This is a genomic window from Halogeometricum pallidum JCM 14848, from assembly GCF_000337095.1.
Taxonomy (GTDB): domain Archaea; phylum Halobacteriota; class Halobacteria; order Halobacteriales; family Haloferacaceae; genus Halogeometricum; species Halogeometricum pallidum.
Genome location: NZ_AOIV01000006.1, coordinates 106,417 through 132,064, shown reverse-complemented (window position 1 = coordinate 132,064; position 25,648 = coordinate 106,417). Strand labels below are relative to the sequence as shown.

At 67.6% G+C, this 25,648-nt stretch carries 20 protein-coding genes, 1 other RNA gene and 2 pseudogenes; 11 read left to right on the top strand and 12 right to left on the bottom strand.

The features are described from left to right. Positions 1-83: 83 nt before the first annotated feature. Both C474_RS03460 and C474_RS03455 read left to right on the top strand, forming a co-directional pair. Complete coding sequence (locus tag C474_RS03460; protein ID WP_008383986.1) at positions 84-1,856, top strand: nitrite/sulfite reductase; 1,773 nt, start codon at positions 84-86, stop codon at positions 1,854-1,856. Between the two features lie 95 nt (positions 1,857-1,951). Continuing rightward, a complete protein-coding gene (locus C474_RS03455; protein ID WP_008383984.1) occupies positions 1,952-2,257 on the top strand; it encodes a DUF6360 family protein in 306 nt (101 codons plus the stop codon). A 307-nt stretch (positions 2,258-2,564) separates the two neighbouring features. Here C474_RS03455 and C474_RS03450 read toward each other — a convergent pair whose 3' ends face one another. Together C474_RS03450 and C474_RS03445 are read right to left on the bottom strand one after the other, a co-directional pair. Beyond that, entirely contained in the window at positions 2,565-2,762 is a 198-nt protein-coding gene (locus tag C474_RS03450; RefSeq protein WP_008383982.1) for a heavy-metal-associated domain-containing protein, read from the bottom strand. Between the two features lie 121 nt (positions 2,763-2,883). Further along, complete coding sequence (locus tag C474_RS03445) at positions 2,884-4,095, bottom strand: PKD domain-containing protein (RefSeq protein WP_008383980.1); 1,212 nt, start codon at positions 4,093-4,095, stop codon at positions 2,884-2,886. A 244-nt stretch (positions 4,096-4,339) separates the two neighbouring features. Here C474_RS03445 and C474_RS03440 point away from each other — a divergent pair, with 244 nt between their 5' ends. Next, positions 4,340-4,933: an AsnC family transcriptional regulator gene (locus C474_RS03440; protein WP_008383978.1), complete on the top strand. Its 594-nt coding sequence runs from the start codon at positions 4,340-4,342 to the stop codon at positions 4,931-4,933. A 52-nt stretch (positions 4,934-4,985) separates the two neighbouring features. Here the strand turns inward: C474_RS03440 and C474_RS03435 are convergent, their stop codons facing one another. Beyond that, positions 4,986-5,630, bottom strand: a complete 645-nt coding sequence (locus C474_RS03435; protein ID WP_008383976.1) for an archaellin/type IV pilin N-terminal domain-containing protein — start codon at positions 5,628-5,630, stop codon at positions 4,986-4,988. Between the two features lie 492 nt (positions 5,631-6,122). Here C474_RS03435 and C474_RS23480 point away from each other — a divergent pair. From C474_RS23480 to C474_RS03420, 4 genes and pseudogenes are all read left to right on the top strand, one after another. Then, positions 6,123-6,215, top strand: a pseudogene (locus C474_RS23480) (hypothetical protein); the annotation flags it as partial. A gap of 77 nt (positions 6,216-6,292) precedes the next feature. Then, positions 6,293-7,752 (top strand): annotated as a pseudogene (glpK, locus tag C474_RS03430) (glycerol kinase GlpK); the annotation flags it as partial. A gap of 103 nt (positions 7,753-7,855) precedes the next feature. After that, positions 7,856-8,926, top strand: coding sequence for a hypothetical protein (locus C474_RS03425; RefSeq protein ID WP_049916680.1), 1,071 nt, complete (start codon positions 7,856-7,858; stop codon positions 8,924-8,926). Positions 8,927-8,986: 60 nt separating this feature from the next. Next, positions 8,987-10,153 (top strand): Cdc6/Cdc18 family protein, encoded by a 1,167-nt coding sequence (locus C474_RS03420; RefSeq protein WP_008383971.1) that lies wholly within the window; start codon positions 8,987-8,989, stop codon positions 10,151-10,153. 188 nt (positions 10,154-10,341) lie between these two features. Here C474_RS03420 and C474_RS03415 read toward each other — a convergent pair whose 3' ends face one another. Genes C474_RS03415 through C474_RS03405 form a run of 3 tightly spaced genes read right to left on the bottom strand, consistent with a single transcriptional unit; the run spans position 10,342 to position 13,590 of the window. Beyond that, entirely contained in the window at positions 10,342-11,556 is a 1,215-nt protein-coding gene (locus tag C474_RS03415; protein WP_008383969.1) for an ABC transporter substrate-binding protein, read from the bottom strand. A gap of 49 nt (positions 11,557-11,605) precedes the next feature. Then, on the bottom strand, positions 11,606-12,448 hold the full coding sequence (locus tag C474_RS03410; protein WP_008383967.1) for an ABC transporter ATP-binding protein: 843 nt from the start codon (positions 12,446-12,448) through the stop codon (positions 11,606-11,608). Next, positions 12,448-13,590 (bottom strand): FecCD family ABC transporter permease, encoded by a 1,143-nt coding sequence (locus C474_RS03405; RefSeq protein WP_008383965.1) that lies wholly within the window; start codon positions 13,588-13,590, stop codon positions 12,448-12,450. The genes C474_RS03410 and C474_RS03405 overlap by 1 nt, the downstream gene beginning before the upstream one ends. A 169-nt stretch (positions 13,591-13,759) precedes the next feature. Here C474_RS03405 and C474_RS03400 point away from each other — a divergent pair, with 169 nt between their 5' ends. Both C474_RS03400 and C474_RS03395 read left to right on the top strand, forming a co-directional pair. Further along, entirely contained in the window at positions 13,760-14,947 is a 1,188-nt protein-coding gene (locus tag C474_RS03400) for an AI-2E family transporter (RefSeq protein WP_008383963.1), read from the top strand. A 78-nt stretch (positions 14,948-15,025) separates the two neighbouring features. Beyond that, complete coding sequence (locus tag C474_RS03395; RefSeq protein WP_008383961.1) at positions 15,026-16,120, top strand: YihY/virulence factor BrkB family protein; 1,095 nt, start codon at positions 15,026-15,028, stop codon at positions 16,118-16,120. A gap of 16 nt (positions 16,121-16,136) precedes the next feature. Here C474_RS03395 and C474_RS03390 read toward each other — a convergent pair whose 3' ends face one another. Continuing rightward, positions 16,137-17,369 (bottom strand): MBL fold metallo-hydrolase, encoded by a 1,233-nt coding sequence (locus tag C474_RS03390; RefSeq protein WP_008383960.1) that lies wholly within the window; start codon positions 17,367-17,369, stop codon positions 16,137-16,139. Positions 17,370-17,493: 124 nt separating this feature from the next. On the opposite strand from C474_RS03390, the gene C474_RS03385 reads away from it, so the two are divergent. Both C474_RS03385 and C474_RS03380 read left to right on the top strand, forming a co-directional pair. Then, entirely contained in the window at positions 17,494-19,386 is a 1,893-nt protein-coding gene (locus tag C474_RS03385; protein ID WP_049916700.1) for an ABC transporter ATP-binding protein, read from the top strand. Next, positions 19,379-19,681 (top strand): hypothetical protein, encoded by a 303-nt coding sequence (locus C474_RS03380; protein ID WP_008383956.1) that lies wholly within the window; start codon positions 19,379-19,381, stop codon positions 19,679-19,681. The genes C474_RS03385 and C474_RS03380 overlap by 8 nt, the downstream gene beginning before the upstream one ends. Before the next feature lie 78 nt (positions 19,682-19,759). Here the strand turns inward: C474_RS03380 and C474_RS03375 are convergent, their stop codons facing one another. From C474_RS03375 to rnpB, 5 genes are all read right to left on the bottom strand, one after another. Beyond that, on the bottom strand, positions 19,760-20,062 hold the full coding sequence (locus tag C474_RS03375) for a hypothetical protein (RefSeq protein ID WP_008383954.1): 303 nt from the start codon (positions 20,060-20,062) through the stop codon (positions 19,760-19,762). A gap of 49 nt (positions 20,063-20,111) precedes the next feature. Next, entirely contained in the window at positions 20,112-20,981 is an 870-nt protein-coding gene (locus tag C474_RS03370) for a hypothetical protein (protein WP_008383951.1), read from the bottom strand. A gap of 57 nt (positions 20,982-21,038) precedes the next feature. Next, entirely contained in the window at positions 21,039-22,112 is a 1,074-nt protein-coding gene (locus C474_RS03365; protein WP_049916679.1) for a matrixin family metalloprotease, read from the bottom strand. 112 nt (positions 22,113-22,224) lie between these two features. Continuing rightward, positions 22,225-24,894, bottom strand: a complete 2,670-nt coding sequence (locus C474_RS03360; protein WP_008383948.1) for a heavy metal translocating P-type ATPase — start codon at positions 24,892-24,894, stop codon at positions 22,225-22,227. Positions 24,895-25,004: 110 nt separating this feature from the next. Beyond that, positions 25,005-25,531: RNase P RNA component (gene rnpB / locus C474_RS04055), an RNA gene on the bottom strand. Positions 25,532-25,648 lie beyond the last annotated feature (117 nt).

The window sequence follows — 25,648 nt, the reverse complement described above, 5'->3', positions numbered from 1 at the left end:
TATTCTCCTATGTGAAAGCACCGGGAAGGGTTGACGTGAGGAAGCGTTCTTTGGGGACGCCGCGCTAGGGGTGGAACAAGACCATGCCAACGGACGTAGAGCGGTGGAAATCTGAGGTGTACGGCAACGAGATTCGGGAACATCTGTACGAGTTCGCCGAGGAGGGCTGGGAGAGCATCCCGGAGGACGAACACGACGCCTGGTTCGAGCGCTTCAAGTGGTGGGGGCTGTACCACCAGCGGAACGGACAGGAGTCGTACTTCATGATGCGCATCGGCACGCCGAACGGCGTCCTCGAACCCGGGCAACTCCGCGTCGTCGGCGAGATAGCCGACGAGTACGCTCGCGGACCGGGAACGAACCCCATCTTCGGCGACGCCTACGCGGACTGGACGACGCGGCAGTCCATCCAACTGCACTGGATCCGCATCGAGGACGTGCCCGAGATATTCGAAAAGCTGGAGGAGAACGGCATGTCGACCCAGCAGGCCTGCGGGGACTCCTGGCGAAACATCGTCGGCAACCCCGTCGCCGGCAAGGACGCCCAGGAGGTCGTCGACGCGTGGCCCGTCATCCACGAACTCAACGAGACGTTCAAAGGCGACGAAGACCACTCGAACCTCCCCCGCAAGTGGAAGGTATCCGTCACGGGGTCTGCCGACGGGTCCGGACAGGGCGACATCAACGACCTCGCCTTCGAGCCCGCCTACAAGGAAGTCGACGGCGAGGAGCAGGTCGGTTTCAACGTCCGAGTCGGCGGCGGCCTCGCGCGCAACGAGGAGCGCTTCGCCCGCGACATCGACGTGTGGGTGCCCCCGGAGAACGTCTCCGACGTGGCCGGCGGCCTCTCGGCGCTGTTCCGCGACAACGGCGACCGCGAGAACCGCTACAACGCCCGCATCAAGTTCCTCGTCGACGAGTGGGGCCCGGAGAAGGTCCGGAACACCCTGCAGGAGGAGTACGTCGACTTCGAGTTGGAGACGGCCGGTCGCGACGTCCGCGAGGAGTACACGTATAACGCCGGTAACGGCGGCCGAAACGACCTCATCGGCGTCCACGAACAGAAGGATGGCAACTACTTCGTCGGTCTGAACGTCCTCGTCGGCCGCATGGGCGCCGACGACGTGCTCGAACTCGCCGACATCGCCGAAGAGTACGGCTCCGGCGAGGTCCGCCTCTCGCAGCGACAGAACGTCATCGTCACCGACGTCCCCGAGGAGGACCTCGACGCCCTCCTCGAGGAGGACCTGCTGGACCACTACTCGCCCGACCCCTCGCCGTTCATGCGCGGGTCGGTCGCCTGCACGGGGACCGAGTTCTGTTCGCTCTCCATCGTGGAGACGAAGAACCGACAGGTCCGCTACGCGCGGTGGCTCAAGGAGAACGTCGACCTTCCGGACGATATCGACCAGTTCCACATCCACCTCTCGGGCTGCACCGCCTCCTGCGCTCAGCCGCAGATAGCCGACATCAGCCTGCGCGGCATGAAGACGCGCAAGGACGGCGAACCCGTCGAAGCGCTGGACATCGGTCTCGGCGGCGGCCTCGGCGAGGAACCGGAGTTCGCCCGCTGGGTTACCCAGCGCGTCCCCGTCGACGAGGTGCCCGGTGCCATCTCGAACCTCATCGGTCGCTTCGCCGAGAACCGCGAGGACGGCGAGAACTTCCGCGAGTTCGTCGGCCGCCACGACGACGACGAACTCGACGAGTACGTCGAACCCGAGGAGACGGACTACGAGGACCCGATGATGCACAACACGAAGATGACGTGGTACCCCTACTCGGACGACGACGATATGGACTCCAGTCCGGCCCCGGCGTACCCCGACGACACGCCGATGTCGGCCGACGACTGAAGCGGGTCGACTCGGTTCGACGCCTCGATTTTTTCCCGGACGCGACACCGCTCTCGGAGCGTCACGCACATGCCCGCCCGCGGACAATGGGGGGTATGCCCAACAGACTGCTGCGCGTGAACGCGTACACGACGTTCGATATGGTAGACGCCGAAGCCGTCAGCCACGAGTTCACCGAGGAGGCGTTCGCCGTCCTCAACGTCACCGCGCCGCGGAAGAACCCCGACCACGTCCGCCTCGAACTCGAACTCGACAACAGTCAACTCGAACACCTGCCGGCCCACGCCGAGAAGGTGACGCTCACGGCCGAACAGGCCCGAGAGCTGGCCGGCGAGCTAGAGGAGTACGCGGGACGGGTGGAGGCGGCGCAGAGCGAGGGAGAGGACGACGACGAAGAGTAATCAGCAGTATCTCGAACCGGACCCGGCGCTCGACGGGTGAGTTCTCGAAAGGTATCGCGTCGAAATCGCGACGGAATGTGGGGGGGGAGTTCCGGGGGGGGAGATGGAACACCGTCGCGAATGGTGGGTGTCACTTCGACGCGCAGTGTTTCCTACGGTCCGGACGTACATATAACCAATAGATATCTGGTCTGTATCCGGACAGTATGTGAGTTCGTAGCGAGGGGGGTCGAGAGTTCGGCGGCGCGGGCGACTCGGCGCCGCAACCGCAGGGCCGCCGGCTTATCCGCAAGACGAGCCAACCGAGTCAGGCGGAGGCGTCGTACCCGGCGTCTTCGACGGCCGCAACTAGGTTACGGGCGTCCGCGTCGCCCTCGACCGTTGCGGACGCGGCGTCTCGGTCCGCGGAGGCCGATTCGACGCCGTCGACGCCCGAGAGCGCTTCTTCGACGGTCTGTTCGCAGTGCTCACAGCTCATGCCTTCGACGGTGAGTGTCTGAGTCATCGCACGTCGTACTTATCGTTTGAGTCTTATCTCGCTTTCTTTTACGGAACCGTACCTCTGTCGCGTCTCCAACCGAAGAAATGAAATTTCCTGAAGGGGTAGACCGGCGAGGTTCGTTGCGCTACTCGGTATCGAACTGGGCGTTGTAGCGACGCTCGATGTCGAGTCGCTGTTCGCGCGTCAGTCCCTCGAGCGGGGCGTCGTAGCTGGTGTCGTAGATGCGGTACGCCAACTGCCCGCGGGTGGGCATGTGCTCGTTGTCCTCGTTGACCCACGGCTGTCGGTCGTACAGTTCCACGATCTGACCGGCGGAGTCGACGCTCAGGTTGTGGAAGTCGTGGCCCCACTTCGCCTGCGATATCTCGTCTTTCGAGAGCGCGCCGCCCGTGTCGCCGAACTGGGCGTCGAAGCTCTCCTGGACGTCGACGCGGGCCTCGAAGCTGAGGTTCTCGAAGGAGTCGCCGTACGTCTCTTGGGCGAGTTCCTCGCGGGTCTGCACCGACGCGGGGTCCCAGTCGCCATCGGGTTGGCGCAGATAGAGTTCGTACACCGTCGCCGCGTCCTCGGCGTTCAGTTCCTCGAAGTCCGAACCGAACGTGGCCCGGGCGATGGTGTCATTGCCCACCTTCTCGGAGGCGCCGTCGTCGGCGTCCGAACCGCCGTCGTCGACGGTCGAGTCGTCGCCCGTCTCCGAGTCGTCCTCGGCGGTCTGGTTGCCGTCAGCGGTCTGGTTGCCGTCCTCGGTGGCGTTCGTCGTCGTCTCCTCGTCGTCGTCTTTCGACTCGGTGACGGTGATGACGACCGTATCAGTCGCGGAGGCCCCGTCTGAGTCGGTGACGGTGACCTCGAAGGTGAGTTGGGTGTTCAGTTTCGACTCGGGAGGGAAGAACTTGGGCGTCGCCGTGTCGGCGCCGCGGAGTTCTACCTGCTCGCCTGCGACCTGCGTCCACTCGTAGGTGAGGTTCGCGTCGTCGCCGTCGGGGTCGGTCGACCCGGTGGCGTCGAGGGTGGTGAGCGTCCACTCGCGGGCGGTCACGTCCTCGCCGGCGTCGGCCGTCGGCGGTTCGTTGGCGCGCGCGACGGACCCGTCGTCCGCGTCGCTGGCGGCCGTCGCATCGGATTCGGTCGCCGTGGTGGCGTCCGTCGCCGTCGGTTGTTCGGTCGGTTCGCCCGGTTGTGACGTCGGAGTCGACTGCTCGACGGCCGCGGCCGCATCGTCCGAGGCGGGGGCGACGCTCGCTCCACCGCTCTGCCCGGTGAAGAGGAACGCACCGCCCGCGAGGGCGACGATGCCGACGACGGCGACGAGTACGACTGTCAGTTGACGGTTCATTGTGTTCTTCGTGACCTCTACGAATACGTGTACGATACAGTGGTTTCGTTATAGAGTACCGAAAACGGGAGGTAGAAGCCGTGTAACGCCGTAGATTCGGTACTGTGGAAAGCGGGGGGGACGTGAGTGAAGCGTCGGTCGGCCGTTCCGGAGCCTTCGAAACCAAAGTTTGTCCCGGTATCGGACGCATAACTCTCGGCTAGGGTGAGCAAAACGCTATGTACTCCGAAAGTCGACTGTGGGTATGCGCGAACTGGACGACACCGACCTCCGGATACTCGAACTCCTGACCGAAGACGCGCGACGCCCGTTCAGCGACATCGCAGAGCGGGTCGACCTCTCTCCGCCCGCGGTGTCCGACCGGGTAGACAAACTCCGTGAGTCGGGCGTCATCAGGCGGTTCACGGCCGACCTCGACCGTTCGAAGCTTCGGTCGGGAGTCCCGGTGTTGGTCCGCCTCGAACTCCCCTCGACGGAGATGTCCGCCGTCAGGGACTCACTGCGCGCCTCGGAAGCGGTCGAACACGTGTTCGCCACCGTCGAGGACGAACTCCTGTTCTCCGCGCGGTTCCCTGCGAACCGGGTCCGCGACGCCCTCGGTGAGACGGTGGACCTCGCGCGCGTCGCGGACTACGAGGTGACCGTCGTCGCGGACACCGAGTGGACGCCGAGCGTCGGCGGAACCGAGTTTGCACTCACCTGCGCGGAGTGCGGCAACACGGTGACGAGCGAGGGGGAGACCGACCGCTTCGGCGGCGAGCGCTACCACTTCTGCTGTTCGTCCTGCACGGCGCGCTTCCGCGAACAGTACGAGCGTCTCAGCGCGGGCGCCGAGTGACCGTCGAGAAACAACGGGCGCGCGGCGAGTGAGGTGCCGAACGCGGATCGCCTCAGAGGGGAACGTACGTCTCGTTTCCGGCGTAGTTGGGAACGCGCAGGTACGTGACGGAGGTACTGCCGCCCGAGACGGTCGTTTCCACGATGACCTCGTCGCCGCGTTCGAGCGTCGCCGACTTCCCGCCTTCTATCTGCGAGGCGTTGAGGTAGAAGACGAACTCCTCGCCGGTTTCGAGCATCAGATCGCCGTCGCCGAGGCTCTGGCTGGCGTTGAACGCCTCGTGTACGTCGCCCGTCGACGGCGCGGCGGCGCCGGAACCGTCGAACGTGAGCGTCTCGGCGGCCTGCGGCCCGACCCACTTGATAGTGAGGTCAGAGACGTTCACGTCGCCCGCGGCGGCGCGGGGGCGTACCCAGAGACGGACGGTGTCGATCGTGCGGTTAGGCACCCCGTCGTCGGCCTGGCCGGTGACGTGACCGGTGGCGCTGACGACCTCGACGCCGTTGACCACGCGGTCGACGCTCTGTCGGCCGACGTCCTCGGCCGTCGCCTGCAGCGACGCGGCGGTGTTTATCAGCACGCCGGCCGCGACGGCGGCGACGAGGACCATCGCGATGAAGACGACGAGGGTTCCGATTCCGACCTGCCCTCGGTCCCTCGGTTCGACGCACGACGACCGCTGGCGCACTCGGTTCATATCTTATTCACACACATTCACGGAATATTATTCTAGGGTTCTCAATATCAATAACGATATTACGGAGTCCAGAAATCCGGAGAGCAGATACCGAGATGGCTTCGGGCGCCGTGCCGGAACGTACGTTCGAACCCCGTTCGCGATTCCGAGACGCACCCATCGGATTCGAGTCGGAACCCGAGGCCGGACTCGCTCTCGAACGAACCACTGGACGATTCTCTATCTGTACCTCCAACTCTCGAATGAAAAAGGGGTGAAGTACGCTCGCGAACATCGCAACCCCCGACTAGAGACCTAACCGGTCGTTCCCCGTCGGGTCGTTCGTGAGACCTTCAACGGACTTTCTCCGCCTGAGGTCGCTTCTTGGCGAACGAAAAGCGCTCTCCGCCGGTCGTGTCAGCCACTGACGCAGAAGAAAAGGTTTATCATGAACATATGAGATTCTTATGCATAGAGCGGCACCGTGAGTAAAATTCGTGCCGCGACCGAACCATGACAGAAAACACATACGTCGGTGCGATCGACCAAGGTACGACCGGAACCCGTTTCATGGTCTTCGACCACGACGGGCGAGTCGTCGCGAACGCCTACAAAAAACACGAGCAGATCTATCCGGAACCCGGCTGGGTCGAACACGACCCCGAGGNACCGGAACCCGTTTCATGGTCTTCGACCACGACGGGCGAGTCGTCGCGAACGCCTACAAAAAACACGAGCAGATCTATCCGGAACCCGGCTGGGTCGAACACGACCCCGAGGAGATTTGGGAGAACACCCAGGCGGTCATCAAGGACACCCTCGAAGAGGGCGGACTCGACGCCGAGCAGTTGGAGGCCATCGGCATCACCAATCAGCGCGAAACCACCCTCGTCTGGGACCGCGAGACCGGTCGCCCCCTCGCCAACGCCATCGTCTGGCAGGACCGACGCACCACCGACCGCGTCGANACGAGGGCAAAGAGGAGTGGGTCCGCGAGAAGACCGGCTTAGAGCCCGACGCGTACTTCTCGGCCACGAAAGCCGAGTGGCTCCTCGACAACACCGACCAGATCAAACTCGCCCGCATGCGCCCCGACGACGTGCGTGACCGCGCCGAGGCGGGCGAACTCATGCTCGGCACCATCGACTCGTGGCTCATCTACAACCTCACCGGCGAGCACATCACCGACGTCACCAACGCCTCCCGGACCATGCTGTTCAACATCCACGACATGGACTGGGACGACGAACTCTTAGAGGAGTTCAACGTCCCCGACGCGATGCTCCCCGAGGTCCGTCCCTCCTCCGACGAGGAGTTCTACGGAACTACCGACGCGGAGGGGTTCCTCGGCGCGGAGATTCCGGTCGCGGGCGCGTTGGGCGACCAGCAGGCCGCGCTGTTCGGCCAGACCTGCTTCGAGGCCGGCGACGCCAAAAACACCTACGGCACCGGCTCGTTCATGCTCATGAACACCGGCGAGGAGGCCGTCGCCAGCGAGAACGGCCTGCTCACCACGGTCGGTTTCCAGCGCTCGGGCGAACCCGTCCAGTACGCGTTGGAAGGTTCGATCTTCATCACGGGCGCCGCAATCGAGTGGCTCGAGGACATGACGCTCATCGAGGACGCCGCCGAGACCGAAGAACTCGCGCGGTCGGTCGACTCGACGGACGGAGTGTACTTCGTGCCGGCGTTCACGGGGCTCGGTGCGCCCCACTGGGACCAGCGCGCACGCGGCACCATCGTCGGGATGACCCGCGGCACCCGCCGCGAACACGTCGTTCGCGCCACGTTAGAGTCCATCGCCTTCCAGACGCGCGACGTCGCCGAGGCCATGGAGTCCGACAGCGGAATCGACCTCTCCTCGCTGCGCGTCGACGGCGGCGCGGTCAAGAACAACTTCCTGTGTCAACTGCAGTCGAACATCGTCGGGTCCGAAATCGTCCGACCGCAGGTCGACGAGACCACGGCGCTGGGGTCGGCGTACGCGGCGGGACTGGCCGTCGGCTACTGGAGCGACCTCGAGGAACTCCGCGACAACTGGCAGGTCGACCGCGAGTTCTCCCCCGACGGCGACGCGAAAAACGTCGAGGAACGCTACGGCCGCTGGACCGACGCCGTCGAACGCTCCCGCGACTGGGCCCGGGANAGTTCTCCCCCGACGGCGACGCGAAAAACGTCGAGGAACGCTACGGCCGCTGGACCGACGCCGTCGAACGCTCCCGCGACTGGGCCCGGGAGAACTGACCATGAACGGACTCGCATTGCAGATTCCGCTCATCGGGATGGGAACCGAGGAGTTTCTCATCCTGCTCATCACGGCCCTCGCAGGCGGTGCGTTCGGGGCCGCCTTGGGCGCGCTTCCGGCGTTCATCTTCACGGGGTTCGTCGTCTTCCTCGGGGAGGGGCTGGCGATACTCGAAGGGAACCTCGGCGGCGTCGGCGGGATTCCGGCCGGCGAGATAGCGACCGGAATCACGGGCGTCATCGGGTTCGGCGCCATCACCGGCCCGCACATCGCGTTCGCGGGCGGCGTCGCCGCCTCCGCCTACGCGGGTAAGAAGTACCCCGAGATGGGGCCCAAGGAGGGCTACCACTTCGGGAAGGACATCACCTACGCCTTCGGGACGAAGCCCGACATCCTCGCCGTCGGCGCCGTGTTCGGCGTCGTCGGCGTCCTCATCAACCAGCTAGCGGCCGGATTCGGACTTCCGCTCGACACCATCGCGCTGACGGTGTTCCTCTCGGCGCTCTTGGCCCGAGGGGCCTTCGACTACCCGCTGATCGGCAAACCCGCCGGGAAGGGCTACCTCGACATGTCGCCCTTCGAACGCGGCGAGGAGCAAACGATGGTCGATGACGGCGTCGAGCGCATCAGACCGGCGACCGAACCGTGGCTCCCCCACCAGTACAAGTGGCCCGGCGTCACCGTCATCGGACTCGTCGGCGGGATACTCGGCGCCTACATCTGGCTCGAAACGGGGAGTTTCTTCCTCGGCTACGGCATCTCCGCGATGAGCCTGCTGTTCCTCAACCTCGGCGTCGAGAAGATTCCCGTCACGCACCACATCACGCTCTTGGGCTCCAGCGGCGCCGCCATCGGAGCCGCCGCCGTCGGCAGTCCGCTCGTCGCACTGCTCGTCGGGGGCATCTTCGGCGCGCTCGCCGGACTGCTCGGCGAGGTGACCCAGCGCGTCTTCTACTCGCACTCGGGGACCCACGTCGACCCGCCGGCGATGTCGATTACGGTCATGACGGTGCTCATCGGCGTGCTCTACCTGATCGGCATCTTCCCGAACTCGGCCTATCTCGGTCTCTGAACCGCCCGCAAACGACACCCGCTCTCTCGAACGCCCTCGCCCGATTCGGGCGGTACCCGGATGAACCTCGAAGAACGAATCCTTCAGCGTAAACGTCGCCGCGACAGGCGACAGTTGTTGCTCGAAGAGGCGTCGCTGAGCCCGGTTTGGCACCCCGAAGAACCGACCGGTCGCGGCCCGACCGTCGAACGACTCCTCGACCGACTGGAACCGGTGTTCGACCACCGCACGCCGGAGAACGTCTACGTCCGGGGGCCGGCGGGGTCGGGCAAATCCGCTGTCGTGACGGCGTTGTTCGCCCACCTCGCCCGACTGCTCTCCTCGCCGGAGGACTCCATCGTGACGACGACGCGCGGGGGGAGCGCCGAGAACCGCTCGTTCGCGTACGTCGACCTCCGCGAGACGACGAGCGAGTTCGAGTTCTACCACGCCGTCCTCGACGCGACGACGAGCGAGTCGGTTCCGCGGCGGGGGTTGTCGACCGCCGACCTCCGCGGGCGCGTCGACGACCACCTCCGCGGCGGCCGCGTCCTCGTCGTCGCCCTCGACCACGTCGATGAGGGCGGGACGGACCAACTGGCGTCGTTCACCGGCGAACTCGCGAGCCTCGGTTACCGAACCTCGTGGGTCGCCGTCGGCCGCGCGGCGCCGGAGGACGTGCTCCCCGACCCGCGGGCGACGAGCGAGGTCACCGTGAAACCGTACCACCGCGCGGAACTGGCTGACGTGCTGACCGCGCGCCTGTCGACGGGCGTGACGCGAGACGCGACGACGCACCAGCAGGTCCGTCGCCTCGCCGCGTGGGCCGAGGGCGACGCGCACGACGCCCTCGCGGCCCTCCTCGGTGCGGTGGACGCCGCCCTCGAAGCGGACAGCGACGTGATAGAAGACGAGCACTTCGACGCCGGGATGGCCTCGGTCCCGCGGCCGTGCGTCTCGCTCGGGCGCGTGCTGGCCCTCTCGGAGAACCGGCGGGCCGTCCTCAGACACCTGGTGACGCTCCCGCCCGACGAACGCGCCTCGGTCGGCCGCGCCGCCTCGGCCGTCGCGTCGTCGTCGTCGCTCTCCGAGAGCACCATCACCCGGTATCTCTACGAGTTCGCGGAGGCCGGCATCGTCGAACGCGTGCCAGTCGAGGGCGCACACGGGGCGGGTCGGCCGCCGAGTCGCGTCGAGACGCGCGTGCCGACGCGGGCGTTCCTGCGACTCACGCGCGGCGAGGACTGATGCCGAGAGCGCCGTCCCGTCGTTCGCCACCGTCGGACGGTTCGACAGCCTCTTAGGCCGGCGGCGCGCATCCACGAACGGAGCGGGCGGTCTGCGACGTAGGATACCGGAGACCTCCCCCGTTCCTTCTGAGAGAATACATTCGAATCGTATAGCGTGCCGACCCGGGAGCGTCGACGGTTATCCGTTCAGAAGTTACCGTTGACGATGTCGGAGACGCGCTGGCGGTCGAACAGTTTGCCCTCGGCGCCGTACAGGTCCTTCGCGCCGCGTTCGGTGACGACGAGATTCGAGATGGGGCCCTGATACAGGGGACCGCCGCGGTAGACGTCGCCGTTCTGCACGGCCGTGAGCGCGCTCGCGGTCTGGTGGTCTTTCATGAACTGGACGACGGTGTTCTGGAACTCCTGGGCCGTCTTGCTCTCGTGTCCGCGGAGGAGGAGCACGTCGGGGTCTATCTCCAAGAGCGTCTCGTAGTCGATTTTTCCGCGGGACTTGTGGAAGTCCTTCACGTCCGTCTCCGCGAGGGCGTCGCGGACCTTCAGGTCGCGCCACTGTTTGAAGCTCGTTCCCTCGCTGATGACGTACGGGAGGAACGACTCGGGTTCGTCGCCCGTCGCCCAGAGGACGGCGACGGCGGGGCGGTCGGACTTCGCGGACGGGACGACCGAGGCGACGTTCGATTGGAACTGCTCGTGCAACGACGAGAACGCCTCGTAGCGGTCCTGCCGCTGGAACACCTGCGAGAGCTTCTCGAACGCCTCGTACAGCGTGAGGTACGGGTAGTCCTTGTGCCACTCGTAGCCCCGTGAGAAGATGCTGTTGCCGAAGAACGGGGCGACCTTCTGGGAGATTTCGTCCACGTCGGCCTGTTCCCAGCCCTTGTAGCGGTTCAACAGGAAGTTCGGGTCGATGACGTGCACGTCGCCGTCGAGTTGGTAGAACACCTCCTTGCTCACGCCGTCGGAGTAGAGGTCGACCATCCCGCTCTTATCGACGGAGACGTTCGGAATCTCGTCGTAGTACTGGGTGTGGTAGCGCGAGGTGAGCCAGACGCCCTTCGGCGGTTCGACGCCGAGGGCGACGCCCATGTCGGCCCAACTGCCGTTGTTGGCGACCCACGTCTGCGGCACCGAGTCGAACTCGACGGTGCCAACGGGCGGCATCGTCACGGAGTAGGACTCGCCGGCCGATTCCTCCGTCCCTTCTTCGGTTTCCGCCGTGGACTCCGTCGCCGACTCGGTGGCCGCCTCGGTTCCGGTCGCCGACTCGGTCGCATCCGCGCCGGTCGTTCCCTCGCCGGACCCGCCGGAACACCCCGCCAGCAGTCCCGTCGTCGCCAGTACGCCGCTCGCCTTCAGTACGTCCCGCCGAGTTCGAGACCGCGAACCGTCTGATGTCATTACGTTTTAGGCTTGCCTAAACGTTCAAAGGTGTTTCGAAGTCCCGCGGTCAGAGTGAGTGTTTCGGGACGATTTCGGGGTCGGGAGTGTAGTTGACGGCCGCCTCGACGCGGAATACGTCCGCGAGGAGGTCCTCGGTGACGACCTCACGCGGCGGGCCCCAGTCGTACACTTCGCCGTCCTTGAGGGCGATGAGGTAGTCGGCGAACCGAGCGGCCTGGGCGATGTCGTGGAGGACGACGGCGACGGTCACGTCCCGCCGCTCGTTCAACTGTCTGACCGTCTCCATCACGCGGAGTTGGTGGTGGAGGTCGAGGAAGGTCGTCGGTTCGTCGAGGAGGAGCACGTCGGTGTCTTGGGCGAGCACCATCGCGATCCACGCGAGTTGTTTCTGCCCGCCGCTGAGGTTGCCGAGCGTCTTCTCGCGCAGGTGGTCGACGCCCGCGAGGTCGATTGCGCGTTCGACCGCCGCGTGGTCCTCCTCTCCGGCCTGCTCGAAGAACCCGCGGTGGGGGTAGCGTCCGTGGTACACCAGTTCCTCGACGGTGAGCGACCCGGGAGACTCGTTCTCCTGGGAGAGCAGGCCGAGTTCGCGCGCGAACTCCTTGTCGTCGTACTCCTGGATGGTTTTGCCGTCGAGGAGCACCGACCCCGAGTCGGGCGTCAACTGCTTGGCGAGCGACTTCAGGAGCGTGCTCTTCCCGCTCCCGTTCGGTCCGACGAGCGCGGTTATCTCCCCGCGCGGGATGTCGATCCGGTCGCACTCGACGACCGGTCGTTCGCTCGTGGGGTACGACAGCGTGAGGCCGTCGCCGACCAGCGCGCCGTCCCGCTCTTCGCCCTGTTCTCCGTCCGTCGTCGCGCTCGTGTGCTCGTGTTCACTCTTGGCCATCAGACATCACCCAAGTTCTGCTGTTTCCGCATGAGATAGAGGAAGTAGGGGCCGCCGATGAGACCCGTGACGATGCCGACGGGCACCTGCACGGGGTTCAAGGCGAGTCTCGCGCCCACGTCCGCCACCACCATCAGCGCGGGGCCGACGAACAGACAACCGACGGTCAGTCGCTTGTAATCGCTCCCGACGAGGTTCCGAACGACGTGCGGGACGATGAGACCGACGAAGCCGACGATGCCCGCGACGGCGATGGCGGCGCTGGCCGCGAGGATGGCGACGCCCGAGAGCATGAAACGCGTCCGCTCGACGGACATCCCGAGCGACCGGGCCGTCTGCTCGCCGAGGAGGAGCACGTTCAACTGCCGCGCGCCGAGCACCGCCAGCACGACGGCCAGCGTCGTCGACGGCAGCGCGAGGCGGACCTGCTCCCAGTCAACGCCCGTCAGCGACCCCGTGGTCCACGCGATGGCGCTCTGGACGACAGCGAGGTCGTCCGCGAAGAAGAACAGGCCGGTCTGCAGCGACTGGAACACCGTCGAGACGATGACGCCCGCGAGGACGAGTCTGACCGGGGAGGTGCCGTTCTGCCAGGCGATGACGTAGACGAGGAGGAACGCCAGCGCGCCGCCGAAAGCGGCGATGAGCGGCAGGAACGGCGCGAGTCCGCTGAAGACGACGAGCGTGAGGAGGATGGCGAGGCCCGCGCCGGAACTCACGCCGAGGATGTAGGGGCTGGCGAGTTCGTTTCTCGTCACCGCCTGAAAGATAGCGCCCGAGATGGCGAGGTTCGCGCCGACGAGAACGGCGACGAAGACGCGCGGGAGGCGGATGTTCCAGACGATGAGCGTCGTAGTCGGGAGTTCCGGAAGTTCGCCCCGAAAGCCGGTGACCGCCCGCATCAGGTCCTCGCCGAGCAGGAAGTTGAGCATCCAGTGGGGGTCGAACAGGACCGCGGTGTCGAGGACGGCGCGCCACGCCTGTCCGAGCGTCATGGAGTAGGAACCGAAGCTCACCTGCACCAGTCCGCCGAGAATCACGATGAGAACGCTGCTCAGACAGACCGACACCAGCGTCGCGTCGACCCATCCGAGCAGCCGCTCGCCGCCCGCGAACCGACCGGTTCCCGCGTCTCCAGACATCTTCGCTTTAGGTATACCTAAACGATGGGTAAATCACTTACGACATCGACACCGTTACCAGGATTCCCCTCTGGAGGGGTGTCGGCGGGGCTGTCGGGCGATATCGGGTATTACGGCGGCCGTCGGGCCGGGGAAAGGGGTTTTGTCCCCGTCTCCCCAAACCACGACGATGCAGTTCGGCTTCACTTCGACGGTCGACCGCTCCCGGGCCATGTGGTGGCTGCTCGGGCTCGCCATCTTCCTCGTCCTCGCGTTCGTCGCGGAGGCGTACCTCGGGACGTTCATGCTGGGGCTGTTTCTGTACTACGCGACGCGTCCCGTCTACAACCGGATTCGGGACCGCGTCGGCCAGCAGAGCCTCGGCGCCGGCATAGCGCTGCTCGTACTGTCGCTCCCCATCGTCATCCTCGTGGGGTACACCGCGCTGGTCGCCTTCCAGGAACTGAGCGCGTTCGTCGGGCAGAATCAGGACGGACTGTGGACGGCGCTGGAACCGTACCTCGGGTCGTTCGACGCGGTTCGGAACCCCAACGAACTGCTCGGAACGCTGCTGGAAGACCCGCGCGCCCTGTTCGACGCGGCCGACACGGCGACGGTGAGCACCCTCCTCGCCTCACTCGCGGGGACGGCGTCGTTCGTCCTCGGCGCGGCGCTGCAACTGTTCATCGCCTTCGCCTTCGCGTTCTACCTGCTGCGCGACGACCGACGTCTCGCCGCGTGGACGCGCGAGAACCTCTCGGGCGAGGGCGGCACGGTCAACGCCTACATGACCGCCGTCGACCGCGACCTGAAGACCATCTACTTCGGCAACATACTCAACGCGTTCGCCATCGCCGTCATCGCCGCCGTCTCCTACAACGCCATCAACCTGTTTGCGCCCCCCACGATGTCCATCCCGTCGCCGACGCTCCTGGGCGCGCTGACGGGCGCGGGCAGCCTCATCCCCGTCGTCGGGATGAAAATCGTCTACGTGCCGGTAACGATTCTCCTGGCCGTCGAGGCCGCCCTGACCGACCCCGCGACGCTGTGGGTCGCGCTGGTGTACGGCGGCGTCTCGCTCGTCATCGTCGACACCATCCCGGACTTCCTGCTCCGCCCGTACGTCTCGGGGCGCAACCTCCACACCGGGACGGTGATGTTCGCCTACATCATCGGTCCCGCGCTGTTCGGCTGGTACGGCCTGTTCTTGGGACCACTGCTCCTCGTCATCGCCGTGCACTTCGTCCGCATCGTCCTGCCCGAGTTGGTCACCGGGGAACCGCTGGACCCCGACGCGCGCGGCGACAACCCGCTCCGCACCGACGACGACCAGCGGACCTTCTCCGAGTTCGAGGCGACGAGCGCGAACGACGACTGAGCGACGGGACGCACTCGCTCCCGCGCCGAAACTGCCCCGGCCGTCGCATCCATCATCCCCCGCTCCTAACGACCCGCAATGAGATTCGAGGGCGGGGAGACGACGGCGGTGGTCCGGACGGTCGTGGCGCGCGTCCGCGAACAGAACCTGACGTTCCTCGCCGGTAGCCTCGCGTACAACGCGTTCGTCTCGCTCATCCCCCTGTTGCTCCTCGTCCTCCTCCTCGTCAGCACCGTCGGCAGCGAGGTGTTCGCCGCCACGGTCGCGGACCTCACGGAATCGTATCTCACGCCCGGCGCGCAGACGGAGGTTCACGCCGCCATCGACAACGCCGGCGGAGAGGTCGGTCTGTCGGTGACGGGGACGCTCATCCTCCTGTGGGGGGCCTTGAAACTGTTCCGCGGGCTCGATACCGCCTTCGCGGAGGTGTACGATACGACGAACGACGGCAACATCCTCAAGCAGTTGCGCGACGGACTCGTCGCCTTCCTCGCCATCGTCCTCTCGGTGGCCGCCCTCTCGCTGGCCGGCAGCGCGTTCGCCTACTTCCGCCTCCCGCTCCTCCACGTGCTGAACCCGCTGTTCCTCCTGTTCGGCCTGAGTCTCGCCTTTCTCCCGATGTACTACGTCTTCCCGGACGTGGAGATGACCGTCCGCGAAGCGCTCCCCGGCGCCGTCGTCGCCGCCGGCGGGTGGGCGCTGCTCGAAGTCGGGTTCCAAGTGTACGCGGACGCCGCCTCGCAGTACGAGGCGTACGGCGTCATCGGCGGCATTCTTCTGCTCCTGACGTGGCTGTACTTCGGCGGGTTCGTCCTCCTCGTCGGCGCGACGGTCAACGCGGTCATCCGCGAGCGAGAACACGAACGCCTGTCCGCGGCCGAGGAGGCCGACGACCCCTTCGCGGCGGACGACGAGAGCGAGAAGACCGTCGACACCGGCGGCGAGGACGCCCCCGTCGGGACCAAGCCGAGGAATACCGCGATACAGACCGAACCGAGTCGGCCGCCCGGGTCCGCGGAGTCGACACCGTCCGGCGTCTCGGCGTCGTCCGATGCGTCCGGCGACTCGTCGGGCGGGTCGCTCCGGAACGTCGGCGCGGCGTTCCTCGCGGGCGTCGTCGTCGGTCTCGTGACCGTGACGGCGGCGGCGGTGCGCCTCGCCGCCGACTCGTGACGCCGGTTCCGACGCTTCAAACCTCGACCGTCTCGCCGAGTTCGGGCGCGCGGGCGTCGAAGCCGTCCGCCCGAAGCGTCTCGGCGAACCCGGCGCAGTCGTCGCCGTGGTTGACCAACACCTCCGCGCCCTCGTACTCGCGCAGGAACGCGCGGAGACCCTCGCGGTCGGCGTGCGCGGAGAAGTCGTACATCTCCGCGCGGGCGGCGACGGGCATCGTCCGGCCGTCTATCTCCGCCCGCCCGCGCTCTATCAGGTCGCGGCCGGGCGTCCCCTCCACCTGGTAGCCGGTGAGCGTTATCTTGTTCGTCGGGTCGCCGCTTATTTCGGGCACGTACGTCATCGCCGGGCCGCCCGAGAGCATCCCGCTGGTCGTCACGATGGCGGTGTTCTGCGAGGCGATGCGCCGCCGTTGCCCGTTCCGCCCGGTGACGAACCGCGCGTGCGACTTCGCCCGCCGGAGGGCCTCGCCGTCGCGGACGAACTCGGGGTGTCGGAGCAGCATCTTCGTCACCCCCTTTCCCATCCCGTCGACGTAGCACTCCACGTCGTGGGCGTCGAGGACGAGCAGCATCTCCTGGGTGCGGCCGATGGCGAACGCCGGCACGACGACGGTGCCGCCCTCCCAGATGGTCCCGCGAACGGACTCGACGAACCGCTCTTCGACCGCCGCCCTGTCCTCGTGTTCCACGTCGGCGTAGGTGGACTCGCAGACGACGACGTCCGCGTCCGGGCGGTCGGTGCTGGCTCCGACGATTCGCTGGTCGTCGGTGTGGAAGTCGGCCGTGTACAGCAGTCGCGTCTCGCCGTCGTCGACGAGAACGTGCGCGCTGCCGGGGATGTGCCCGGCGTCGTACAGCGTCACCTCGTAGCCCGCCGCCTCGAACGCCTCGCCGTAGCCGTGCGGTTCCGACACCTGCGTCATCCGCCGGACGTGCGTCTCGGTGAACGGGCAGTCGTACCTGCCTCCTTGGAGTTTCAGCGTGTCGCGCGCCAGCGTCCCCGCGAGTTCGGCCGTCGGCGGCGTCCAGTGAATCGGCGGGCGCCGGTCGCCGGAGAGGAGGGCGGGGACCATCCCGACGTGGTCGAGGTGGCCGTGCGAGACGACGACGGCGTCGGGGTCCGGCGAGGAGACGGGGAACTGCGGGGGGTTGCCCGTCAGCATCCCGTAATCGAGGAGTAGCGAATCGTCCACGAGAATCGCCGAGCGTCCCACCTCGCCGACGCCCCCGAGGAACTGGAGCTTCATGCGGAGAGTCTACCGGCCCGAGACGCTTTTCGTCGTCGGTTCCGCCCCGACGCTCGAACGCTCCGTCCGTTCCCGATTCGCCGTTTCCATCGGCTTCATGTCGCGAGGGGCGCTCTCGGGACCAATGAGTCACGCCGACGAGAGCGCCTTCGACCGCTACCGCGCCGACGTGACGCGTCCGCTCGCCCGCCTCTTCCGCGAGTACGGCACGTCGCGCGCGCGGTGGCTGACTATCGGCCTCCTCGCCAACCTCGTCGCACAGGCCGCCTCGCTGTTCCCGCCCGTCGTCCTCGGCACGGCCATCAACGCGCTGTTCCAGTCGGGCGACGGCGCGTACACGCTCCCGTTCGTCCCCGCGGCGTGGGTCCCGGCGACGCCGCAGGGGCAGTTCTGGTTCTCCGTCGCCCTCATCGCAGGGTCGTTCGTCGTCACCGGCGTGTTCACGTGGGTGTACGGTATCTCCGCGAACCTCTTCGCTCACGAGGTGATGCACGCGGTGCGCACGGACAGTTTCACGAAGCTGATGCGACTCGACATGACGTTCTTCGACGACAAGCAGACGGGCGAGGTGATGGCCATCCTCAACAACGACGCGGGGAATCTGGAGATGTTCCTCGACAACGCCCTGATGAACTCCCTCCGCCTCCTCATCATGGTCGGCGGTATCGCGTTCGTCCTCTTCGCCCTGAACTGGCAGTTGGCGCTCGTCACCCTCGTGGCCGTCCCCGTCATCGTCGCCTTCACGTGGTGGTTCATGCGCGTCGTCGCGCCGCGCTACCGCGCGCGCCAGTCGGCCGTCGCCGGCTTCAACACCCGCATCGAGAACGGCATCGGCGGCATCGAACTCGTGAAGACGACCAACAGCGAGGGGTACGAACGGAAGCGCGTCCGCGACGCGTCGCGGAACCTGTTCGAGACGACGATGTCGGTGCTGCGACTCAGCTACTTCTACCGCCCCGGGATGGAACTGCTCGCCGGCCTCTCGTTCACCGCGACGTTCCTCGTCGGCGGCTACTGGCTGTTTACCGGCACCGCGCCCGGCCCGCTCACCGGCACGCTCGAAGTCGGGACGTTCGTCACGTTCATCCTCATGACCCAGCGGTTCGTCGCCCCCCTCGCCGAGGTGTCGAACATCGTCGACCAGTTTCAGAACGCCCGCGCCTCCGCGGAACGGGTGTTCGGCCTCTCGGACATCCCGGTTAACATCGAGAGCGACGAGGACGCCGTCGTTCTCGAGGACCCCGAGGGCGTCGTCTCCTACGACGGCGTCTCCTTCGCCTACCGCGACGTGTTCGGCGAGGTAGCGAGCGAGCCCATCCTGCGCGACGTGTCGTTCGACGCCGAACCCGGCGAGACGGTGGCCGTCGTCGGCGAGACGGGCGCGGGAAAGTCCACGCTGCTGAAGCTCCTGCTCCGCCTGTACGAACCCACCGAGGGGACGGTGCGCGTAGACGGCTACGACGTGGAGGACCTCACCCTGAGCAGCCTCCGGGACGCCGTCGGCTACGTCTCGCAGGACACCCACCTGTTCGACGGCACCATCGCGGAGAACGTCCGCTACGGGCGGTTCGAAGCCGACGACGAGACGGTCCGCCGCGCGGCGAGAGCCGCCGAGGCGCACGGGTTCATCACGGACCTGCCGAACGGCTACGAGACGCGCGTCGGCGAACGCGGCGTGAAGCTCTCGGGCGGGCAGCGCCAGCGCGTCTCCCTCGCCCGCGCCGTCCTCCGGGACCCGCCGGTGCTCGTCCTCGACGAGGCCACCTCCGCCGTCGACACGGAGACCGAACGCGCCATACAGCGCTCCTTGGACCGCCTCTCGGAAGACCGGACGACGCTCGTCGTCGCCCACCGCCTCTCCACCGTCGTCGACGCCGACGAGATTCTCGTGTTGGACGACGGCGACGTCATCGAACAGGGCAGCCACGACGAACTCGTCGACGGCGGCGGCGCGTACGCGGCGCTCTGGCGGGCGCAGACGGGCGAGGAGACTGACTGGGGGGGAGACGATGACTGACGGGAACGGCGGAGACGAAGTGGACGAGGAGACCCGAGAACGGCTTCGGGCGCTACACGAGCACCTCGCGGCGACGGCCGAGCGACCGGTCGAGCGGACCGCGAGCGCGCATCTCGGGGAGGCGGAGGCCGTCGCCGGCGACGTGGCCGAGGACCCGACCGTCGCGCCGTCGGTCGTTCGCTCGCGCGTGGTGACGGTGTCGGATCTGCTCTCGCACGTCGACGGCACCGACGACGCCGAGGCGGACGAACACGTCGAACGGGCGCGGGAACTCGCCGCGGAGATTCTAGAGTAGCGTCCGCGCGTCTCCGCTCGCTCGACCGCACGGCGTCGTGCGGTCGGATGCGTACTCGGTTGCGGGCGCTATGATAGCTTAGTCGCCGGTCGAAACGCGCGTCACCTGGAAGTCGCGGTAGCCGCCGTGGGCCGCTTCGAGCGCCCCGAGCCACCAGTTCCAGCGCTCGGCGAGCGTCGAACCGTCGGGAGCGTCGCGCAACTGCCGCACCACCTCTTCGACGGTGAGCGGTTCCCCGCGGTCGCGTCGGGGCTTGCCGGAGTCGGCGAGGTCGCGAGCCTGTCGGGCGACCACGCGCCGCTCCGGTTCCCTGCCGCCGAACTCCTGTCTCAGGGACGTCATCAGCACCTCGGGATCGAACGACGACGCGGCACCGTTCATGGTCTCCGTTTGGGCTCGAACCGCAAGAAGGCGCCGGCAGACGGACGTCTCACGCCAGCCACGCCAACGCGACGAACAGGAGACCGAAACAGGCCATCAGCAGCGCGGGCATCAGCGCGCGCGAGAGGCCGTCGGTCGCGACGACGAGACCGGCGGCGACGGCGACGAACAGGAGGCCGAAGCCGACGAGGAACGCCTTCGCCCCGCGGGAGGTCCTCCGCACCTTGACCCCGTAGTCGCGCGACTCGATTTCGGAGAGCGCCGCATCGACCGCCGAGTAGTCCCCGTCGGGAACGAGGAGCAGCGGCGGGCGCGAGAGCACCGCCGACCCGTCGTACCGGAGGCGGACGAGGCGGTAGCCGCCGAGACCCAACGAGGCGTGTGCCCGGAGTTGTCGCACGTCCCGCGGTCCCCGGTCGGCGGTCGCGGCGGTGCCGTCGTCCACCGTCAGCGTGCCCGCGTCGACGTCTATCGCCCCCGCCGCCTCGCGCGCGGCGAGGAGACCCCAGAGAAACGGTCCGGCGACCAGGTAGGCGAACCCGAGGGGCGGAAAGCGGACGAACCCGTAGATGAGCAGGAGGGCGACGGGCGTCGCGAGGAGGACGTACCGGGGGTACAGGTTCAACTCGTACGGGAGCAGCTCCGAGGGCGAAAGCTCCTCCCGGAGCGCCACGAGGTAGAGCAGCGCGAACGGCCCGCCGAAGAGGACGGCGACGAGGAACACGACGAACGTCTCGGCGGCGGCGCCCGTGAGCGTCAGGTAGCCGAAGTAGAGGAGGGCGAATCCGACTATCGCCCCGAAGGTGAGGAACGCGCTGGCGACGACGTGGCGGAGGGCGGTCCGGAGTCGTGAGTCGGCCTCGCCCCGCCAGCGAACCACGGTCGAGTCGGAGGAGTTCCCGTCCGTCGCGGAGACCATAGGCGAAGCAGGGGCCCCGACGATATCAACGCCCACCCGTGACAGTCGCGACGGTCCCTACTCGTCCCCGGTCTCCCACCACTCGCTGCGCCGGTCGCGGTAGGAGGCGTCGCGGAACGGGGGCGGCATCTCCGCGGGGTTCTCCGCGCCGAGGCCGAACGCCATCCAGTAGCCGACGTGCCACCCGACCGCCTCCGTGTCGAGGTCCACGAGGACGACTTCGAGGTCCGAGTACGTCTCGACGGCGCCGTCGCCGTCGGGGTCCCACCCGCGCGTCGCACCGCAGGAGGCGGCGTTCGGCGAGCACGGGGGTTCATCGGCGAACTTGACGACAACGTCCGCGTTCGCGGGGTCGTCGACGAACTCGAACGTGAGGTTGTCGGGCATCCCCGGCGCGCCGCGTTCGTAGTAGTCGAAGGCGTGTCGCACCTGTTCGCGCGCCCCCTCGGGGTCGGAGGCGTTCGTCGCGTCGACGTACACCGAGAACTCGGGGTCGTTCCACGGGAACTCGCGGTCGGTGGCGTTCGGCCGCGCCGTCGTGTAGAGGACGGACTCGCTGGCCATCACCTCGCGGGGGGCGTTCTCGTGGTCGAGGCCGAGCGTGTGCCCGAGTTCGTGTTCGACGACGAGCACCGTCGACTCGTCGGAGAAGGACGTGCGGACGAAGACCGTCTCGGGGCGGTCCACCTGTCGCCGGTCGGTGATGAGCGGCGCGCATCCGGCGGCGTCGGCGGCGCCGTCGCACTCGGGGACCGTCGGGACGAACTGAATCACGAGGTCTGGGTCCGTCGCGTTCGGACGCACCTCGTAGTCGACCCCGTACCCCGCGTAGCGTTCGGCGTGCTCCTCCCAGTAGGCGGTCGCTTCGCGAACGAGGGGCTCCCAGTCGCGGTCGGTACCAGCGGCGTCCTCGATACCGACGACGATGGGGTCCGACCCCCACGGGTTCTCCCCGTCGGCGGCGACCACGGCGGTGCCGGTCACCCGTTCGACTCGCTCTCGCTGGGCGGCGTTCGCCGTCGTCTCCGGGTCGTCGACCGACGCGGGCGGGTCGTCCGAGAGCGGAGAAATACAACCGGAGAGCAGTACGAGGAGGGCGAGCGTCACCGCCGAGGACCTGCGAGACGGCATCGGTTCGGCTGACGCCCCCCGGGGGAAAGAACGTTTGCCCCGGACGGGCGGTCACGCCGATGGCGCGTCCGGTCGTTCCGAGCGTCTCAGTCGTCTCGGGCGTTCGGGCGTTTCAGTCGTCGCGGCCGTCCCAGTCGGCGGCGGCCGCGTCGGGTTCGACGCCCGCGAGTCGAAGCGCGTTCGAGGTGACGCCGAGACTCATCCCCATGTCGCCGACGACGATGGCGGTGGCGACGGTGATGAGACCGAGGGGCGCGGCGACGGTGAGGACGCCCTTCACGGCGAGCGACGCCCAGATGTTCTGCCGGATGACGCCGGCCGTCCGCGAGGAGAGATCGACGAGGTACGGCAGGCGCGTCAGGTCGTCCGAGAGCAGGGCCACGTCGGCCGTCTCCAGCGCCGTGTCCGTGCCCGCCGCGCCCATGGCGATGCCGACCGTCGCGGCGGCGAGGGCGGGCGCGTCGTTGACGCCGTCGCCGACCATCGCCACCGACTCGTGCTCGTCGGTGAGTTCGCGGACGGCGTCGACCTTCTCCTCGGGGAGGAGGTCCGCGCGCACCTCGTCGACGCCGACGCGCGTGCCAATGACGTCCGCCGTGCGCTCGTTGTCGCCGGTGAGCATCACGACCCGGGAGACGCCGAGTTCGCGGAGGCGCGAGACGGTCCACTCGGCCTCCGGGCGGACGGTGTCCGCGACCGCGACGACGCCCTCGATCTCCGCTTCGGTGCCGACGAGGACGACCGACTTCCCCTCCGACTGGAGGCGCGGGATGACCTCGTTCGTCAGGTCGAGATAGCTGCCGTGGTCGCAGTCGCGGGCGTCCGTGACCAGCGTTCCCCCGTCGGTTCGCTCGCCGCCGTCCGTCTCGACGTGCGCGTGTTCGAGGTCGAACCCGAGGTCGGCGAACAGGCCGGGCTTACCCGCGTAGTGCGTCTCCCCGTCGAGGACCGCCTTCACGCCCTTACCGGTGATGGACTCGAAGTCCCGAATCTCCCGGTCGGGCACGTCGCGGTCGGCGGCGTGGGCCGTGATGGCCTGCGCGATGGGGTGTTCGCTGCGCGATTCGATGGCGGCGGCGCACCCGAGCACGTCGGTCTGGTCGTTGCTGTTGAGGGCGACGACGTCGGTGACGCCGAGTTCGCCCGTCGTGAGCGTGCCCGTCTTGTCGACGGCGACCACGTCCACGTCGCTCATCGCTTCGAGGTGCTGGCCCCCCTTCACGAGGACGCCGTTGCGCGCCGCCGACGTGATTCCCGAGACGACGGAGACGGGCGTCGAGATGACGAACGCGCAGGGGCAGGCGACGACGAGGAGCGTCAGGCCGCGGACGAACCACTCGCGGAAGGGGTCGCCGAACAGGAGGGGCGGCACCGCCGCCGTCAGCAGGGCGCCGACGACGATGACCGGCGTGTAGTAGCGCGCGAAGCGGTCGATGAACCGCTCGGCCTCGGTCTTCTCGCGGTTGGCGTCCTCGACCATCTCGACGACGCGCGAGAGCGTCGAGTCGCTCGCGGCGGACGTCGCCTCCACCTCGAGGTAGCCCTCCTCGACGATGCTGCCGGCGAACACCTCCTCGCCGGACGATTTGTCGACGGGGACGGACTCGCCGGTGATGGGCGATTCGTCCACCGCCGAGGTGCCCTCGGTGACGACGCCGTCGAGCGGGATTCGGTCGCCGGGGCGGACGAGCACCGTCTCGCCGACGGCCACGTCCTCGGCGGGGACGACCGTCTCCTCGCCGTCGCGCCGGACCGTCGCCGTGTCCGGAGAGAGCTCCATCAGTTCGCGCATCGAGTTGCGCGCGCGGTCCATGGAGAACCGCTCCAGCAACTCGGCGACGCTGAACAGCACCGCGAGCGTCGCCGCCTCGAACGGCATGTTCACCGCCATCGCGCCGAGGATGCCGGCGGACATCAGCAGGTCGATGTCGAGGCTCGCGTTCTTCGCGGAGTAGTAGCCGTTCCGCAGGACGGGAATTCCCGCGAGGAGGACGGCCAGCGTGTGGGACACCCACGCGACGCTGATCTCGTAACCGGCGGGCGCGGCGAGGAGAACGTCGAGTCCGGGCAGGAGGAACTCCAGGGCGAGGCCGACCGCGAGGAAGGCGGCGCCGGCCCACGTCTTCAGCGCGCGCGGACCGCGCCACACGTCGCGCGGCGAGTCGCCGCCCTCGTCGTCCTCGACGGCGTAGCCCGCCCCCTCGATGGCGGCGACCAACGCGCCGCGCGAGGCCGCGTCGGGGTCGAACGTGACCGTGACCGTCCCCGTCGTCGGTTGCGTCTCGCGTTCGAGGACGCCGGCCACGCCGTCCAGCGAGTTCTCCACCTTGCCGGCGCAGGAGGCGCAGTCCATGTCGGGGACGGAGAACGTCGCCGTCTCGGTGTCGGCAATGGCGTACCCCGCCGCCTCGACGCGCGACCGGACGGCGTCCTCGTCCGTCTCCGCGTCGTCGAAGCCGACGTACAGCGTCCCGGTGGTCGGTTGCGCGTCCACGTCGCGGACGCCCGCGTCGCCGCGGATGCTCTTTGTCACCTTCTCCGCGCAGGAAGCGCAGTCCATGTCGGGAACGGACAGGCGGAGCGTCCGCCCCTCGTCGTCTCCGTCGAGCGACGCCGACTCCGCGTCGGGGGCGGCGGCGTCGCCGCATCCGTCGTCGCACCCGCAGGCGTCGGCGGCGTGGTCGTGACCGCGACCGCGGTCACTCCCTTCGTCGTGAGAGTGGCCACTGGCGTGGTCGCGGTCGTGACCCGCATCGTCCTGGTCGTGGCCGTCCCGGTTCATACGAGAGGCTAGTCGACTCGCGGTTATTAATCCACCTGCGAATAGAGGCCGATTTGGTGCAAGAGATTATTAACAAAATCGGCCTGAGATAATATCTCGGCGCTCGAAGCGGCTGAGAGGAGTAAGCCCCCTTCTGTTTCGACCCGGCATTCGGCTGAGCGTCCGCGTCCTCCCCTCTCGGGGGCGCGCCGGGCGAACCCGAACGCGCTGTCCGAACTACCTTAGCGGCGCGGACTTGCACCGGTGAGGTTTCGCCGTTCCACCCGTTCTCGGCCGTCGTTCGCGCGGCCGCGGTGCGGCCGCGCGGAGGAGGCACCGCGCCTCCACGACTCGCGGGCGCGTCGCGCCCGTTCGTCGCTCCGAGACGGCTGTCGCCGTCTCGCTACCCTCGACGGGTCAACTCCCTTCCCTTGCGGGTCGGTTCGCGCGCGGGCGGCGGTAGCCGCTCGCGCCGTCGGCGGAGGACTCCGCCGGACGCGTCTCATCGGTCGGACCGAGGGGTCTCGTTTCTGTTCCAGAGCCAGTCGTCTCCGACTCCGGGCTTGCGCCCGGTCACCCGTTCGGACGGTGGGGGGACTTTCCTCATGTCCACGGCCGGTTCGGACCGGCGGGACACGGGAACCGGGCTCTCTCTGCCGTTTTCGTCTAATTCGGAGGGTCGCATAAGATGTTCGATTCGACCGAAACGGTCGGATACCGTCTCAGATTCACCGCGAGCGGGCGTAAATGAAAAACTGCTCAGAACCATGATAAG